We start from the raw sequence: 15,117 nt of genomic DNA on the forward strand, positions 1-15,117 counted from the left end.
GCTGCCGACCATCGCCAGCACGCCGTGGACGACACCCGTCGCCAGCCCCTGGGCCGCGCCGAGCCCGGCCGCGCCGAACGCCACCGCCAGGAACGCCTCCCGCGGCCCGAAGCCGCCGACGTTCAGCGGCACGGCCATCACCAGCAGGGCGAGCACCGCCAGGGGCACGAGCCGGCCGAGGGGCGCGTCGACGCCCGCCGTCCGGGCGGCGAGGAGGAACAACGCCACGTGCCCGGCCAGCGCGGCGACGGACAGCAGGGCCGCCTTCGGCAGCACCTCGCGGTTCACCAGGCCGGCGCGGGCGTCCCGCCAGGTGGCCCGGACCGCCCGCCGGACCCGCCGCGACCGCCCGGCCACGACCGCGACCGCCACGACCAGGAGCGCGACCGCCGCGACCAGGAGCGCGGGCACGCGGAGGTCGGGCAGCCCGACCGGCACGACCCCGGCGCAGAGCGCCACGAGCGCCGCCGCGACCAGCACGACCTGTCCCGCGCACCGCTCGAACACCACCGCCCGCACGCCGCGGCCGAGGTCGCCCGACCGGTGCCCGTGGCCGACCGCCCGGTGCACGTCGCCGAGGACGCCGGCGGGCAGCACGGCGTTGAGCAGGAGCGCGCGGTAGTAGTCGGGCACGGCGGCGCGGAGGGTGAGCGGGAGGCCGAGGCGGCGGGCGACCAGGCACCAACGCCAGGCACTGGCCACCGTCGAGACCAGCCCGATGCCGAGCGCCCCGACCACCGCCCACCCGTCCACGGCCCGCAGGCCGGCCAGGAAGGCGTCCGCGCCCCACCGCCACCCCAGGAGCGCCAACACGGCGACCGCCGCCACCACCCTCACCCACGGCCACGCGCGCCGCACCGCCGACTTCACCCCGGCACCGCGGGCCGCACCCACGGCAACGCGCCGGACACCGCCACGCGTGCCGCGCCGGCTTCAGCCACGGCGCGCCGCCACACACGCCGCGGCACCGCGCCGAGCCGCCGAAGGTCCCCACCCCGCCTCAACCACGGCGCGGCACTGCCAGCAGGTCGGTGTGGTGCACCACGACCAGGGGGCCGTGGTCGAGCTTGCGCCACACGTAGCCGGGCGCGTCGGCGGCCAGCCGGGGCTCGTGCTCGACCGCCGCGTCCACCCACCCGCGCAGCCACTCCCCCGCCAGCGCCGCCTGGTCCGCGCCCAACCGCCACGGGCTGGGGCTCGTCACCACCTCCGCGCCCCGCCGCGCGAACGCCTCGGCCGCCGCCTCCACCGCGTCCGGCCCGAGCAGCCGCCGCCCGTCCACGACCCGCCGCTGGTGGGCGTTGAACGCGGCCGCGAAGTCCTGGTCCAGCGGCTCGGCCGGGTCGAACTCCACCCGACCCGTCACGGACAGCGTGAACAACGCCGGGCAGCCCGCGCCGACGCACGCCGCCGCCAGCGCGTCCACCTCGCCCGCCGTCAGCAGGTCGAGCAGCGCCGACGCGGTGACCAGCGACGTCCCGGCCAGGTCGGCGGCGGTCAACGCGGTGACGTCGCCCTCGTGCGTCTCGATCGTCACCCCGCTCATGGTCGCCGCCGCGATGCTGAGCAGCCTGGGGTCGCGGTCGTGCAGCACCCAGTGCTGCGGACCGCCCAGCCGCCCGGCGAGCCACCGTCCCAACGAACCCGTTCCACACCCGAGATCACGCACCACGAGGGGGTCGCGGTTCAGATCGATCTCCCGGACCCGCTCGACCAGGTCGAGCGCACGGGCCTCGGCGTCGGCCTTCTCGCGCAGGGACAGCCATTCCGGTGCGAAGGTGCTCATGGCCGCAGGGTAGCCGGCACCGCCGCCAGGGCCTCGGCCGTCGCGTCCCAAGTGGACAGCCCGCCGCGGCGCGCCGAAGCACGGGCGCGCAGGTCACGCCGCCACGCCTCGTCCGTGAGCCAGCGCCGCAACGCGCGGCCGAACGCCGGCGCGTCGCCCGGCGGCAGGAGCAGCCCGCCGTCGCCGAGCGCGTCCGGCACGGCGCTGGCCACCACCGGCACGCCCCGCGCCAGCGCCTCGGTCACCACCATGCCGTACGTCTCGGCCCGCGACGCCAGCACGAACAGGTCCGCCGTCGCGTACGCCCGCGCCAGCGCCGCGCCGGCGAGCGGACCGGTCACCTCGATCCGCGACCCGAGGCCGTGCCGGGTGATCAGCCCGTCGACCGGCTCGCGCACCGGCCCGACGAACGCGCAGGTCCACGGCAGGTCCGCCACCGAGGCCAGGGCGCGCACCAGCACGTCGTGCCCCTTGCGCGGGGTCAGCGACGCCACGCACAGCAACCGCGAGACGCCGTCCGTGCCCGTCGCGAGCGGTGCGGGGTCGGTGCCGGGCTCGGCGACGTGGACGCGCTCCAGCCCGTGCCGCGCGGCGAGCCGCCGGGCCGCGGACGGGCTCGTGGCCACGACCGCGTCGACCGCGCGCAGGCACGCCCGTTCGGCGGCGTCCAGCCGGGCCGCCACGTCGGCCGCCAGGCCCGTCTCGTCGGCCAGCGGCAGGTGCACGAGCACCACCAGCCGGAGCCGGCCGGCGTGCGGCGTCACCACGTCCGGCACGCCGCACGCCACCAGACCGTCCAGCAGCACGACCGCGCCGTCGGCGATCGCGGCCAACGCCCGTCCCAGGTGCCGGCGGGCGTGGTCGTCCGGGCGCGGCCACGTGCCGGGCACCGCTACCTCGCGCACGTCCGTCCCCCGCGCGCGGAGGGCGTGGACCGCGCGGCGGTCGTAGGTGTTGCCGCCGCTGGGCGAGCGCGGGTCGTCCACGCCGTCGGGCAGGACGAAGTGGAGGGTCACAGCGGCCGTTCGTAGCTCGCCCACGCGACGTGCGACTCGTGCAACGTGACCCCGATGGACGCCAGGCCCCGCGCGCCCTCGCCGAGCCGTCCCGCGTGGACGGCGTCGGCGAGCCGGTCGGCGACGTGCCGGGCGAGGAACTCGGTGGAGGTGTTGATCCCGGCGAACTCGGGCACGTCGTCGAGGTTGCGGTAGTTGAGCGCGCCGAGCACCTCGCGCAGCCGCTCGGTCGCGAGTCCGATGTCGACCACGATGTTGTCGGCGTCCAGTTCGGCCCGCGTGAACTTCGCGTCCACCACGAACGTCGCGCCGTGCAGCCGTTGCGCGGGACCGAAGACCTCGCCGCGGAAGCTGTGGGCGACCATCACGTGATCGCGAACGGTGATGCTGAACAGGGTGACCTCCGCGGAGTTGCGGGCTACGGTGCAGGTCCGGCCGAGCGTAGTGAACGCCCCGCCGTCGCCGGGTGACGAGGGAGCCGGATGCGCGAGACAGCCTTCGACGACGAGGACGTGGCGGAGTCCGACCTGGTCACGCGCCGGGGGGCGTTCCGCGCGGTGGCGTTCCGCGACGGCGGGCACGAGCACCTGGCGCTGGTGCACGGCCGGCCGGCGGGGTGCGAGGACGTGCTGGTCCGCGTGCACTCCGAGTGCCTGACCGGCGACCTCTTCGGCGCGCTGCGCTGCGAGTGCGGCGACCAGCTCGGCGCGGCGCTGGACCGGATCGTCGCCGAGGGCGGCGGCGTCCTGGTCTACCTGCGCGGTCACGAGGGGCGTGGCATCGGGCTCGTGGCCAAGGTGCGCACGCACGTGCTGCAGGACGAGCAGGGCCTGGACACGCTCGACTCCGCGACCGCGCTGGGCCTGCCGGTGGACGTGCGGGACTACGCGCCCGCCGCGCGCGTGCTGCGGCACCTGGGCGTCTCGTCCGTGCGGCTGATGTCGAACAACCCGGACAAGGTGCTGGCCCTGCGGGCCAACGGCGTCGAGGTGTCCGCCCGCGTGCCGCACCTGGCGCCGCCCAACCCGCACAACGTCGGCTACCTGATCGCCAAGCGCGACCGACTGGGCCACGACCTGCCCCAAGTCCCCGACCCCGCGTGAGTCGAACCCCCGGGCCCCAAGTGTCGAACGCTCGCGTACCCCGAATTCCACGCTCGGGTACCCCCGCGGCCGTCCTGAACGTGGAACTCACGGGTCCCGAGCGTTCGACACACGGGACGTGAGGGTTCGACTCACGCGGAAGATCTGTCGGAAGGCAGACGACCGGTGGCGGGTGGCCCGGCGACGCTGGGGCGCATGAGGAGAACGATGAAGGGCGTGGTCGGGGCGGTCTGCCTGCTCACCGCGCTCACCGTCGCGCCGGGCGTCGCGCACGCCGCACGCGCGCTCTCGTGGACCGACTGCGGTGACGGGTTGCAGTGCGGCGAGGTCACCGTCCCCGTGGACTGGCGCGAGCCGCGCGGCGGCACGATCGCGCTCGGCGTCGCCCGCCTGCCCGCCCGCGACCAGGCGACGAAGAGGGGCGTGCTGGTGGTCAACCTCGGCGGCCCGGCGCAGCAGGTCTCCGTGCTGCGCGTCGCCAAGGACGCGTTCACCGACCTGACCCGGTGGTTCGACGTCGTCGTCGCCGACCCGCGCGGGTTCGAGACCAGCGCCGGGATCACCTGCCCGTACCCCGCGCCGCTGCCGGAGAACCTGGAGTGGGCCTCGCCCGACCAGGCCACCTACGAGCGGTACCGCGCGGCCAACCACCGGTTCGGCGTCGACTGCGGCCGGGCGGCCGGGCCGCTCGCGGGCCGGCTCGACTCCTGGCAGGTCGCCCGGGACCTCGACGCGCTCCGGGCCGCGCTGGGCCAGACCAGGCTGAACTACTACGGCAACTCCTACGGCACCGTGTACGCGCAGTCCTACGCGCAGTTCTTCCCGCACCGCGTCGGCCGGATGTACCTGGACAGCGTGCTGGACCACACCACCCGCTCCTGGACCGACTGGCTCGTGCCCCGCGCCCGGACCATGGAGCGCGACATGGAGCGGTTCGCCGAGTGGTGCGCCGGCGAGCCGACCTGCGCCCTGCACGGCCGCGACACGCTCGCCGTCTGGGACGACCTGCTCGCCCGCGCCGCGCGGGAACCGATCCCCGGCGCGGGCACCACCGTGAACGCCTCCCGGATCGTGTCGCGCACCAACCCGGCGTTCGAGGGGGAGTGGCCGGACCTGGCCCGGTCCATCGCCGAGGCGCACGCGGGCGACGCCACCCGGTTCGCCGAGCAGCCGGCCGGCGGCCGCGACCCCGACCTGTCCCGGATCGCGTTCTGCGCCGACTTCCCCTACCCGTCGGACTACCGGGTGCTCAAGGCGTGGGAGGCCGAGCTGCGCGCGATCACGCCGCACATCGGGTGGGTCGCCACGTGGCCCATGGCCTACCACTGCGCCGGGCTCCCCGGCACCGGCACGTACCCGCCGCACCGGCTGCACGTGCGCGGTCTGCCGCCGATCCTGATCGCGAGCGGGGCGCACGACAGCACCACACCGCCCCTGGACGCACGACGCGTCGCGGCACAGCTCGGCAACGCCCGCTACCTGCCCGTGCAGGGCGGCCACGCCCTGTACCTCAGCGGCCACCCGTGCGTCCGGGAGCACGTCCACCGCTACCTGACCACCGGCGCGCTCCCACCCGAGGGCACGGCCTGCGGCGTCGCGTAGACCATGGCGGTCATGCGACTCGTCCGGGAAGTCCTGCTCGTCGTGGGCGTCACGGCGCTGCTGGTGCTGCTGACCCTGTGGGAGGGCCGCGGGGTGCCGCCGCCGGCCCCCGCGGTCCTGATCGGGTCGAGCCTGTGCGTCAGCCTGCCGTTGCTGTTGCGGCGCGTGCTGCCGCTGACCGGTGCGGTGCTGTCGGCGGTGGTCGGGCTCGGCGGCCTCGGGTTCCTGCCCGCGTGGCCGGGGATGCTGGTCACGATGGGCGCGTTCTGCGCGGCGGTCTACCACCGCGACCGCGGCCCGGTGCTGGTGCTGGCGGTGTGCGCGGGCTGGGTGCTGGTCAGCGCCGCCATCGCGGGCAGCCCGGTGCGGGTCTTCACGATCACCGACCTGGTGGTGATGGGCGTCGCGCCGGTGGCGACCGGTTACGCGTTGCGGCTGCACCGCGAGCGGGCCGCGCAGACGCTGCGGGTGCAACGCGCGGAAGCGGACCGGGTGCTGGCCGAGGAACGCGCCCAGCTCGCCCGGGACGTGCACGACAGCGTCGGCCACCACCTCACCGCGATCCGGTGGCAGGCCACCGCCGCCCGGCGGGCGCTCGCGGGCGCTCCCCCGGTCGCCGACCGCGCTCTGGGCACGATCGCCGACCTGTCGCTGTCCGCGCTGCACGAGGTGCGCGAGCTGCTGGGCGCGTTGCGGGAGGCGCCGTCCGGCGCGGGCCTGGCCGAGCTGGACCACCTGGCCGCACGGCTCTCCGGCCCGGACCGCCGCGTCACGGTGCGCCGGTCCGGGCCGGACGCGCCGCTGCCGCCCGCCGTCGACCACACCGCGTACCGGGTGGTGCAGGAGGCGCTGACGAACGCCGTCCGCCACTCGACCGCGGCCGAGGTGGACGTCCGGCTGCGCCGGGAGCGGGACCGGCTGGTCGTCACGGTGGTCGACGACGGGCCGCCCGCGGTGCGACCGCACCTGGAGGGGCAGGGCATCCGGGGCATGCGGGAACGGGTGGGGCTGGTGGGCGGCACCCTCGCGGTCGGACCGGACGGGCCGCGGGGCTGGCGGGTGCGGGCGGAACTGCCGACGGGGAGGACGACGCGGTGACCATTCGGGTGCTCGTGGCCGACGACCAGGACCCGGTGCGGGAAGCGCTGCGGATGGTCCTCGACGGCGAACCGGACATCGAGGTGGTCGGCGAGGCCGCCACCGGGGTCGAGGCGGTGCACGTGGCGCTGACCCGCCGGCCCGACGTGGTGGTGATGGACCTGCGGATGCCGCACGGCGACGGCATCGCCGCGATCACCCGCCTCACCGCGACCGCCGCCGCGCCGAAGATCCTCGCGCTGACCACGTTCGACCTGGACGAGTACCTGTTCGGCGCGTTGGCGGCGGGCGCGTCCGGCTTCCTGCTCAAGGAGAGCGACCCGGCCCGGCTGCTGGAGGCGGTGCGGAGCCTGCACGAGGGGCGCGGCCTGATCGACCCGAAGGTCACCGGACGGCTCATCGCCCGCTTCGCCCAGCTCTCGCCCCGACCCGCGCCACCCGCGGCGGACCGGCTCACGCCGCGCGAGCACGAGGTGCTGGCGCACGTGGTGCGCGGGTTGAGCAACGCGGAGATCGCCGCCGCGCTGACCATCGAGGAGGGCACGGTGAAGACGCACGTCGCGCGCATCCTGACCAAGCTGGGCCTGCGCACCCGCGTGCACGCGGTGATCTACGCCTACGAGCACGGCCTCGGCCGGTAGCGATCGACGCGCGGTGCGCGCCGTCGGCGCCACCCCATAGGGTTCGGTGGGTGCCCATCGCATTCGACACGACCGGCTGGCAACAACACGACCGAGCGACCTGGTTCAACCCGGGCAACGGCGACCAGGTCACCCTCAGCTACTTCGACCTGGTGCCGGACCTGCCCGCGTCGCTGGACGACCTGCCGAAGCTGCGGCACGACCTGGCGGTCGTGGTCGGCGAGGTGGGGTGCCTGATCGAGGCCCACGTGGTGCGGCTGGGCGACGTGCCGGCGCTGCTCCAGGTGGTCAAGGTGCCCCTGCCGAACCAGCCGTCCGGCCAGGTGTTCCTCGGCTCGTTCACCGTGCCCAAGGCCGACAGCAGCGCCGTGCTGAAGCTCCAGGCGGCCGAACGCGGCATGACCGGCATGCGCGAGGCGGTGCTGGTGGCGCAGCTCGGCTTCGAGAACTGGGTCATGCCCCACCCGTACGCGCCGGAGGTGCAGGGCCGGCTGCCGTTCCACGCGGGCGACGACCCGCGCTTCGACCCGCAGTTCGCCGACCACCCGCTGTCCCGCCTCCGGGCCTGGGCGCACCACGTGGTCCGCACCGCCCGCGTGGACCCCCGCTTCGCCGCCCTGCCCCCGTTCCGCCCGGCCGCCCAGCCTCCCGCCGCCCAGCCTCCCGCCGCCCAGGCCCCCGCGCCCCAGCCCCCCGCCGACACCGGCGCCGCCGACACCAGCGCCGACGTCACCGGGCCGACGTCCCCCGCCGACTTCACCGCGCCGCCGACCCCGACGCCTCCCGCCGACTTCACCCCGCCCGGCGAATCCCCCGCCGCACCGGAACCGGAACCCGCCGCACCGGAACCCTCGAACCCCGCCGCACCGCCCGGCCCCGCCGTCGGCTCGACCCTGACCACGGTCGTGCCCGGCCTGCCCATCGGCGGCTACCTGCCGCTGTGGGTGGGCGAGCAGTGCACGTTCTGGCGGATGTCCGACCCCGAGGCCGTGCTCGACAAGCTCGGCCTGGGCGCGCTGGCCCGCACCCCGCTCACCGACCGCCGGTTCCGCGACCTGGTCGCCCTGGACGCCTCCTCGGCCACGATCACGCTGCTGGACCGCTACCGCGCGGAGGACGGCAGCACCGGCGGCTCCGTCGTCCGGCTCACCCGCGTGAGCGGCCAGGAGGCGCACCAGGCGCTGACCACCGACACGCTGCTGGATGCCTTTTGCCGGCTCGGCCGGATCAGCCTCGCGGCGGCCGAACGCGGCGAGCACGTCACCCTCGAACCCGGCACCCACAACGGCGACCTCGCGGAGCCGTACGTGCTGCTGGCCGTCGAGGAGCACGAGGGCAGGCCGGTCGCGACCGCCCGCACCGCACCGCCGCCACCCCCGGACACCCCGATGTGGCAGGGCACCGCGGCGGTGACCGCACCGGCGACCCGCGAGTCGGTCGAGGCGGGCGGCCTGCTCGCCATGTACGCGATGAACACCTGGGGCGAGCACCCGCTCCGCCTCTGCCTGACCTTCGGCCCCCGGTGACGCGTGGCGCCCGTCAACGGCGACGGGCGCGTCACGTCGAAGCGCGCACCACCAGCTCGGTCGGCAGGATCGCCGCGGCGGGCGGCTCGCCCCGGATCTGCTCCAGCAGCAGCCGCACCATCTCGCGCGTGATGCGCTGGAACGGCTGCCGCACCGTGGTCAGCGCGGGCCGGGTGGAGGTGGCGATGCTGGAGTCGTCGAAACCGCCGACCGCCACGTCCTCCGGCACCCGTCGCCCGGAGTCGTGCAGCACGTTGAGCGCGCCGGCCGCCATCAGGTCGGACGCCACGAACACGGCGTCCAGGTCCGGCGCGCGCTCCAGCAGCGCCGCCATCGCCGCCTCACCACCGGCACGGCTGTAGTCGCCGTGCGCGATCAGGTCCGGCGTGGCCTCCGCGCCGAGCACGTCCCGGTACCCGGCCAGCCGCTCCACGCCGCCCGGCGTGTCCGGCGGGCCGGTGATGGTGGCGATCCGCCGCCTGCCGCGCGACCGCAGGTGCTCGACCATGGACCGCGCGCCCGACCGGTCGTCGGCCGCCGCGTACGCGACGTGGCCCTCGTGCCCGAGCGGTTTGCCGCAGGCGACCACCGGGATGCCCGAGTCGTGCAGGTCGTGGATCAGCGGGTTGCCGGTGTGCGAGGACACCAGCAGCACGCCGTCCACGTGCCCGGCGGCGATGAACCGGCTGGTCCGCTTGCGCTCCACCTCCGTGCTCGCGGTCATGAGCAGCACCGGCACGTCCAGCTCGGCCAGCTCCTGCGTGCAGCCCTGGAGCAGGATGCTGAAGTTCGGGTCCTCGAACAGCCGCTGCTGCGGCTCGGTGAGCACGAACGCCACCGAGTGCGCCCGCTGCGTGACCAGGCTGCGGGCGGCCGGGTTGGCGACGTACCCGGTGGTCCGCACGGCCTTCAGCACCGCCTCCAGCGCCGCCGGGCTGACGTTGCGGCCGCCGTTGAGCGCGCGCGAGACCGTGCCGCGGGACACGCCGGCCGCCGCCGCCACGTCGTGGATGGTCGGCCGGTGCCGCGCCGCCTTGCTGCGCTCGACGCTCATGACTCCCTCATGTCTTCACCGCTCCGGAGAGCAAGTCGATGCGCCAGTATCTCTGCAAGGTGAGGAACAGCGCGATCAGAGGCAGCACCGACACCAGCGCGCCGGTGATCACGAGCGTGTACAGCGCGGGCGTGGTGTTGCCCTGCTTGAGCATCGTGTAGAGGCCGAGCGTGATCGGGAACTTCCCGTCGTCGCCCAGCATGATGTAGGGCAGCATGAAGTTGTTCCAGATCGACACGAACTGGAACAGGAACACGGTGACCAGGCCCGGGACCATCATCGGCAGCGCGATCGAGGTCAGGATGCGCAGCTCGCCCGCCCCGTCCGTGCGGGCCGCCTCGACCACGTCCTCGGGCACGGCCGCGCCGGCGTACACGCGGGCCAGGTAGATGCCGTACGGGCTGATCACGCCCGGCACCAGCACGGACAGGTAGGTGTCGGTCAGGCCGACCTCCGACAGCAGCAGGTACTGCGGGATGGCCAGCACCACGGCGGGCACGAGCACGCCCGCCAGCAGCGTGTTGAAGATCAGCGCCCGGCCGGGGAACGCGTACTTGGCCAGCGCGTACCCCGTCACACCGGACAGCGCGGCGGACAGCAGCGCGCCCACCCCCGCGTACAGTGCCGAGTTCGCCATCCACTGCCAGAACATGCCGTCCCGGTAGCCGTTCAGCTCGACCAGGTTGGCCACCAGCGACGACCCGGGCGAGAACGTGGTGGTGGAGAACAGCTCGCCGCTGCTCTTGGTCGCCGCCACCAGCACCCAGGCCACCGGGAACAGGCAGTACGCCGCGCCGAGCAGCAGCACCACCGTCGGGAACCCGCCCCACCGCGCGCGGACCGCGGCGCTCACCGCTCACCCCCGAACGCCCGCGTCCGGGTCAGCCGCAGCAGGCCGAACGAGATCACCGACATCACCACGGCGATCAGCACCGACGTGGCGGCCGCGGAGTGGATGTCACCGCGGCCGAACGCGTCCTGGTAGACCTTCATCAACGGCGTCCAGGTGAGCGAGAGCGAGTTGGTCAGCGGCGCCAGCGTGGTCGGCTCGACGAACACCTGGAGCGTCGCGATGATCGAGAAGAACGACGTGAGCACGAGCGCCGGCGCCAGCAGCGGGATCTTGATCCGGATCGCGACCTGCCACGGCGTGCAGCCGTCGATCCGGGCCGCCTCGTACAGGTCGCGCGGGATCGACCGCAGCGCGGTGTAGAGGACGACCATGTTGTAGCCGACGCCGCCCCACACCGCGATGTTGGCCAGCGCGAAGTAGATCCCGGTCGGCGACAGCAGGTCCACGCCGGGCAGCGACAGCTCGCGCAGCAGCTGGTTGAGCGGGCTCGTCCCCGGCAGGTACAGGAAGCCCCACAGCAGGGACGCGATGACGACCGGCACCGCGTACGGCAGGAAGATCGCGATCCGGCTGAACCCGCGGGCCCGCACCCGCTCCTCGTCCAGCAGGAGCGCGAACACCAGCGCCAGGCCCAGCATGGCGGGCACGAGGATCGCGCCGTACCCGAACACCCGCAGCGCGCCCGCGCCCAGCTCGGCGTCGGTGAGGGCCCGCACGTAGTTGTCCAGGCCCGCGAACACCTCGGAGCGGCTGCCCCGGCCCAGCCCCAGGCCCTTCACCTCGGTGCGGAACAGGCTCAGGTACAGGGTGTAGCCGATGGGCAGCGCGAACACCAGCAGGAACAGCACCACCGCCGGGGCCACGAAGGCGTACGGCGCCAGCCTCGGCGCCGTGCCGCCCCGCCCGGGCACGCGTGTCGACGTCACGGGCGGGCTCCTCAGTTGCCCACGGTGAAGCCGTTGGCCTTCATGTCGTCCACGGTGGCGGACTGCATCTTCGCCAACGCGGGCACCAGGTCCGCGCCGGAGCTGATCGCCTCGCCCATCGCGTTGCGGTACGCGGTGTAGGTGACGTTGACGTTCGGGCCCCAGGTGAAGCCGGCCGACGTGGCGGCGATCTCCGCGGCCCGGGTGTAGAAGTCCGGCTGGTTCGGGAAGAACGCGGGCGGGTTCTTCAGCGCCTCCTGCGCCGAGGTGGCCGCCGGGTAGACGGCGCTCTCGGTGACCAGGCCCGCGACCGCCTCCGGGGCGGTGTTCAGCCACACCGCGAACTCGGTGGCCGCCTTGCGGTGCTTCGACCCCTCGGTCACCGCCGTGGTGGAGCCGCCCCAGCTGCCGGTGCGCGGCTTCGCCGCGTCCCACTGCGGCATCGGGGCCATCGCCCACTTGCCCAGCGTGCCCTCCGCGTTGCCCTTCAGCACGCCCGGCGCCCACACCGCGCTGAGCCAGCCGATCTGCACGCCGTCGTTGAGCGCCTTGTTCCACTCCGGCGTGTACATCGGGGACTTGTCGATCGCGCCCTCGGCGATCAGGCCGCTCCAGTACTGCGCGACCTTCCTGGTGGCCGCGTCGTCCACGGAGACCTTCCAGGTGTCGCCGTCGACCGACCACCACGAGCCGCCCGCCTGCTGCACGAGGCCCGCGAACCAGCCGGGGTCGTTGGAGGAGAACGTGCCCAGGAACTTGTCCGGCGCCTTGGCCCGCAGGTCGCGCGCGGTCTGCGCGTACTCGTCCCACGTGGTCGGCACCTTCAGGCCGTACTGCTCGAACAGGTCGGCGCGGTAGTAGAACATCATCGGGCCGGAGTCCTGCGGCACGGCGTAGACGCCCGCGCCGCCGAGCGTCACCTGGTCCCAGACGCCGGGGGCGAACTCGTCCTCGGCCGCGGCGGCGCCCTCGGAGATGTCGGCCACCACGTCGTTGCTGACCAGCGTGGGCAGCGACTGGAACTCCACCTGCGCGAGGTCCGGCGGGTTGCCGCCCTTCGCGGCGGTGAGGAGCTTGGTCACCAGCTCGTCGCCCTGGGCCTGCTTGCTCACCACGACCTTCACGTCCGGGTGGCTCGCGTTCCACTTGTCGACGACCTTGTCGATGTCGGGCGCCCAGGCCCAGAAGGACAGTTCGACCGGGCCGTCGGTGGTCTGCTCGGTACCGCCGCCGCAGCCGGCGATCAGGGCGAGGCCGAGCCCGATGGCCGCGGCCTTCTTCGCGATGTCGAGTCGCATGGGGTCTCCGGGGGTTCCGCGTCGCTGACGCCGCTGCCAGCGAGAACCGCGCGCTGTGAACGTGCACAGTAGTTGTCTCCCCGTCACGGCTGTCAACCACTTGACTCACCCTCTTATCTGCACCGTAATGTGCGAAGGGACCGTGCACGTTCACAGCCACTGGAGTGTTCATGACGTTTGTGGTGCCTCGGCAGGCCGACGGGCAGGCGGTGGAGGACCCGTTCGCCCCGCGGATGCCGGTGGGCGTCGACGGACTCGTCTACGGCGGGGACTACAACCCCGAGCAGTGGCCCGAGGAGGTGTGGGTCGAGGACGTCGGGCTGATGCGGCAGGCCGGGGTGAACCTGGTGAGCGTCGCGATCCACGCGTGGGCGGCGCTGGAGCCGAGGCCGGGCGAGTTCGACTTCGGCTGGCTGGACCGGCTGCTCGACCTGCTGCACGGCGCGGGCATCGCGGTCAACCTGGCCACGCCGACCGTCGTGCCGCCCGCGTGGCTGTACCGGGCGCACCCGGACATCCGGCCGGTCACCCGCGACGGCACGGTGCTGGAACTCGGCTCGCGGGCCACGTTCTGCCCCAGCGCGCCCGCCTACCGCGAGGCCGCCGCGGCGATCACCCGGCAGCTCGGCCGGCGGTACGGCGCGCACCCCGCCGTGGCGCTGTGGCACGTGCACAACGAGTACGGCGCGCCGGTCGGCGCGTGCTACTGCCCCCGGTCGGCCGAGGCGTTCCGGCGTTGGCTGCGCGACCGGCACGGCACCCTCGACGTGCTCAACGAGGCGTGGGGCACCAGCTTCTGGGGCCAGCGCTACGGCGACTGGGCCGAGGTCGAGCCGCCGCGCGTGTCCGGCACCACCGGCAACCCGGCCCACGAGCTGGACTTCGCCCGGTTCTGCTCGGACGAGCTGCTGGCCTGCTACACCGCCGAGCGCGACCTGCTGCGCGAGCACTCGACCGTGCCGATCACGACGAACTTCATGACCACCAACTGCAAGTCGATCGACTACTGGCGCTGGGCGCGCGAGGTGGACGTGGTGGCCAACGACCACTACCTGACCGCCGAGGCCGACCGCAACCACATCGACCTGTCGCTGTCGGCGGACCTGACCCGGGCGGTGGCGGGCGGGCGGCCGTGGATGCTGATGGAGCACTCCACCGGCGCGGTGAACTGGCAGCCCCGCAACCTCGCCAAGCGGCCGGGCGAGATGCGCCGCAACAGCCTGGCGCACGTGGCGCGCGGCGCGGACGCGGTCATGTTCTTCCAGTGGCGCGCGTCCCGCTTCGGCGCGGAGAAGTTCCACTCCGCGATGCTGCCGCACTCCGGCACGCGCAGCCGGCTGTGGCGGGAGGTCGTGCGGCTGGGCGGCGACCTCGACGCGCTGCGCGAGGTGCGCGGCAGCCTGGTGCGGTCCGACGTCGCGGTGCTGTGGGACTGGGAGTCGTGGTGGGCGCTGGAGCTGGACTGGCGGCCGTCGGTGGACCTGTCCTACCGGGAACGCGTGGGCGCGTTCTACGAGCAGCTCTGGGACGCCCGGCTGACCGTGGACTTCGTCGCGCCGGGAGCCGACCTGGGCGGGTACCGGCTGGTCGTGGCGCCGTCGCTGTACCTGACCTCGACGGCGGCGGCGAAGGTGCTGCACGACTACGTGGCGGGCGGCGGCACGCTCGTCGTCTCGTACTTCTCCGGCATCGTGGACGCCAACGACGCCGTGCACCCCGGCGCGCACCCCGGCGCGCTGCGCGACGTGCTCGGCCTGGAGGTCGAGGAGTTCCTGCCGCTGCGGGCGGGCGAGGACGTCGCGCTCGACGGCGGCCTGCGCGGCGACGTGTGGGCCGAGCACCTGCACCTGACCGGCGCGGAGAGCGTGCGCGACTACGTGGACGGCCCGGCGGCGGGCGGCCCGGCCGTGACCCGGCACCGGCTCGGCGCGGGCACCGCCTGGTACGTCTCGACCCGGCTGCGCGGCGCGGCGCTCGCCGAGGTGCTGCGCGAGGTCTACCCGGTCGCGGGCGTGGCGGTGGACGACGACCTGCCGCGCGACGTCGAGGTGGTGCGCCGCCGCGGCGCGGACGCCGAGTACCTCTTCGTGCTCAACCACACCGACGACGAGGTGCGCCTGCCCGCGTCCGGCACCGAGCTGCTCACCGGGCGGCAGTGCGAGTCCGAGCTGCGCGTGCCCGCGGGCGACGTGGCGGTGCTGAGGTCCTGAGGGG

Annotated in this window: 13 protein-coding genes and 1 pseudogene; 6 read left to right on the forward strand and 8 right to left on the reverse strand. The window is 74.4% G+C overall.

The window, feature by feature from the left end:
• Positions 1–54: 54 nt before the first annotated feature.
• From ACWEFJ_RS16645 to ACWEFJ_RS16660, 4 genes and pseudogenes are all read right to left on the reverse strand, one after another.
• Positions 55–894, reverse strand: a pseudogene (locus ACWEFJ_RS16645) (lysylphosphatidylglycerol synthase domain-containing protein); the annotation flags it as partial.
• A 106-nt stretch (positions 895–1,000) separates the two neighbouring features.
• Entirely contained in the window at positions 1,001–1,786 is a 786-nt protein-coding gene (locus ACWEFJ_RS16650; protein WP_449714237.1) for a class I SAM-dependent methyltransferase, read from the reverse strand.
• Positions 1,783–2,802: a glycosyltransferase family 4 protein gene (locus ACWEFJ_RS16655; RefSeq protein WP_449714238.1), complete on the reverse strand. Its 1,020-nt coding sequence runs from the start codon at positions 2,800–2,802 to the stop codon at positions 1,783–1,785. Before ACWEFJ_RS16655 ends, ACWEFJ_RS16650 begins: the two co-directional genes overlap by 4 nt.
• The gene (locus ACWEFJ_RS16660) at positions 2,799–3,197 is read right to left on the reverse strand and encodes a 6-pyruvoyl trahydropterin synthase family protein (protein WP_449714313.1); all 399 of its coding nucleotides are present in this window, start codon (positions 3,195–3,197) and stop codon (positions 2,799–2,801) included. The genes ACWEFJ_RS16655 and ACWEFJ_RS16660 overlap by 4 nt, the downstream gene beginning before the upstream one ends.
• Before the next feature lie 87 nt (positions 3,198–3,284).
• Here ACWEFJ_RS16660 and ACWEFJ_RS16665 point away from each other — a divergent pair, with 87 nt between their 5' ends.
• From ACWEFJ_RS16665 to ACWEFJ_RS16685, 5 genes are all read left to right on the forward strand, one after another.
• Positions 3,285–3,905, forward strand: a complete 621-nt coding sequence (locus ACWEFJ_RS16665; RefSeq protein WP_449714239.1) for a GTP cyclohydrolase II — start codon at positions 3,285–3,287, stop codon at positions 3,903–3,905.
• Between the two features lie 195 nt (positions 3,906–4,100).
• Positions 4,101–5,507 (forward strand): alpha/beta hydrolase, encoded by a 1,407-nt coding sequence (locus ACWEFJ_RS16670; protein ID WP_449714240.1) that lies wholly within the window; start codon positions 4,101–4,103, stop codon positions 5,505–5,507.
• Between the two features lie 12 nt (positions 5,508–5,519).
• Positions 5,520–6,605: a sensor histidine kinase gene (locus ACWEFJ_RS16675; RefSeq protein ID WP_449714241.1), complete on the forward strand. Its 1,086-nt coding sequence runs from the start codon at positions 5,520–5,522 to the stop codon at positions 6,603–6,605.
• Positions 6,602–7,246, forward strand: coding sequence for a response regulator (locus tag ACWEFJ_RS16680; protein WP_378093559.1), 645 nt, complete (start codon positions 6,602–6,604; stop codon positions 7,244–7,246). Before ACWEFJ_RS16675 ends, ACWEFJ_RS16680 begins: the two co-directional genes overlap by 4 nt.
• A gap of 50 nt (positions 7,247–7,296) precedes the next feature.
• Complete coding sequence (locus ACWEFJ_RS16685; protein ID WP_449714242.1) at positions 7,297–8,772, forward strand: hypothetical protein; 1,476 nt, start codon at positions 7,297–7,299, stop codon at positions 8,770–8,772.
• Positions 8,773–8,803: 31 nt separating this feature from the next.
• On the opposite strand, the gene ACWEFJ_RS16690 is transcribed toward ACWEFJ_RS16685, so the two are convergent.
• From ACWEFJ_RS16690 to ACWEFJ_RS16705, 4 genes are read right to left on the reverse strand one after another with little or no spacing between them, the layout of a single operon-like run.
• On the reverse strand, positions 8,804–9,826 hold the full coding sequence (locus tag ACWEFJ_RS16690) for a LacI family DNA-binding transcriptional regulator (protein WP_378093563.1): 1,023 nt from the start codon (positions 9,824–9,826) through the stop codon (positions 8,804–8,806).
• A gap of 7 nt (positions 9,827–9,833) precedes the next feature.
• Complete coding sequence (locus ACWEFJ_RS16695; RefSeq protein WP_449714243.1) at positions 9,834–10,679, reverse strand: carbohydrate ABC transporter permease; 846 nt, start codon at positions 10,677–10,679, stop codon at positions 9,834–9,836.
• The gene (locus ACWEFJ_RS16700; RefSeq protein ID WP_449714244.1) at positions 10,676–11,605 is read right to left on the reverse strand and encodes a carbohydrate ABC transporter permease; all 930 of its coding nucleotides are present in this window, start codon (positions 11,603–11,605) and stop codon (positions 10,676–10,678) included. The genes ACWEFJ_RS16695 and ACWEFJ_RS16700 overlap by 4 nt, the downstream gene beginning before the upstream one ends.
• 11 nt (positions 11,606–11,616) lie before the next feature.
• A complete protein-coding gene (locus ACWEFJ_RS16705; protein ID WP_449714245.1) occupies positions 11,617–12,903 on the reverse strand; it encodes an ABC transporter substrate-binding protein in 1,287 nt (428 codons plus the stop codon).
• A gap of 170 nt (positions 12,904–13,073) precedes the next feature.
• Here ACWEFJ_RS16705 and ACWEFJ_RS16710 point away from each other — a divergent pair, with 170 nt between their 5' ends.
• Positions 13,074–15,113 (forward strand): beta-galactosidase, encoded by a 2,040-nt coding sequence (locus ACWEFJ_RS16710; protein ID WP_449714246.1) that lies wholly within the window; start codon positions 13,074–13,076, stop codon positions 15,111–15,113.
• Positions 15,114–15,117: the final 4 nt, after the last annotated feature.

The organism is Actinosynnema sp. NPDC004786, assembly GCF_053601135.1.

Excerpts from the sequence above, each read along its gene's own strand:
- ACWEFJ_RS16650 (WP_449714237.1), bottom strand. The coding sequence starts at position 1,786 with ATGAGCACCTTCGCACCGGAATGGCTGTCCCTGCGCGAGAAGGCCGAC.
- ACWEFJ_RS16665 (WP_449714239.1), top strand. The coding sequence starts at position 3,285 with ATGCGCGAGACAGCCTTCGACGACGAGGACGTGGCGGAGTCCGACCTG.
- ACWEFJ_RS16670 (WP_449714240.1), top strand. The coding sequence starts at position 4,101 with ATGAGGAGAACGATGAAGGGCGTGGTCGGGGCGGTCTGCCTGCTCACC.
- ACWEFJ_RS16675 (WP_449714241.1), top strand. The coding sequence starts at position 5,520 with ATGCGACTCGTCCGGGAAGTCCTGCTCGTCGTGGGCGTCACGGCGCTG.
- ACWEFJ_RS16690 (WP_378093563.1), bottom strand. The coding sequence starts at position 9,826 with ATGAGCGTCGAGCGCAGCAAGGCGGCGCGGCACCGGCCGACCATCCAC.
- ACWEFJ_RS16705 (WP_449714245.1), bottom strand. The coding sequence starts at position 12,903 with ATGCGACTCGACATCGCGAAGAAGGCCGCGGCCATCGGGCTCGGCCTC.
- ACWEFJ_RS16710 (WP_449714246.1), top strand. The coding sequence starts at position 13,074 with ATGACGTTTGTGGTGCCTCGGCAGGCCGACGGGCAGGCGGTGGAGGAC.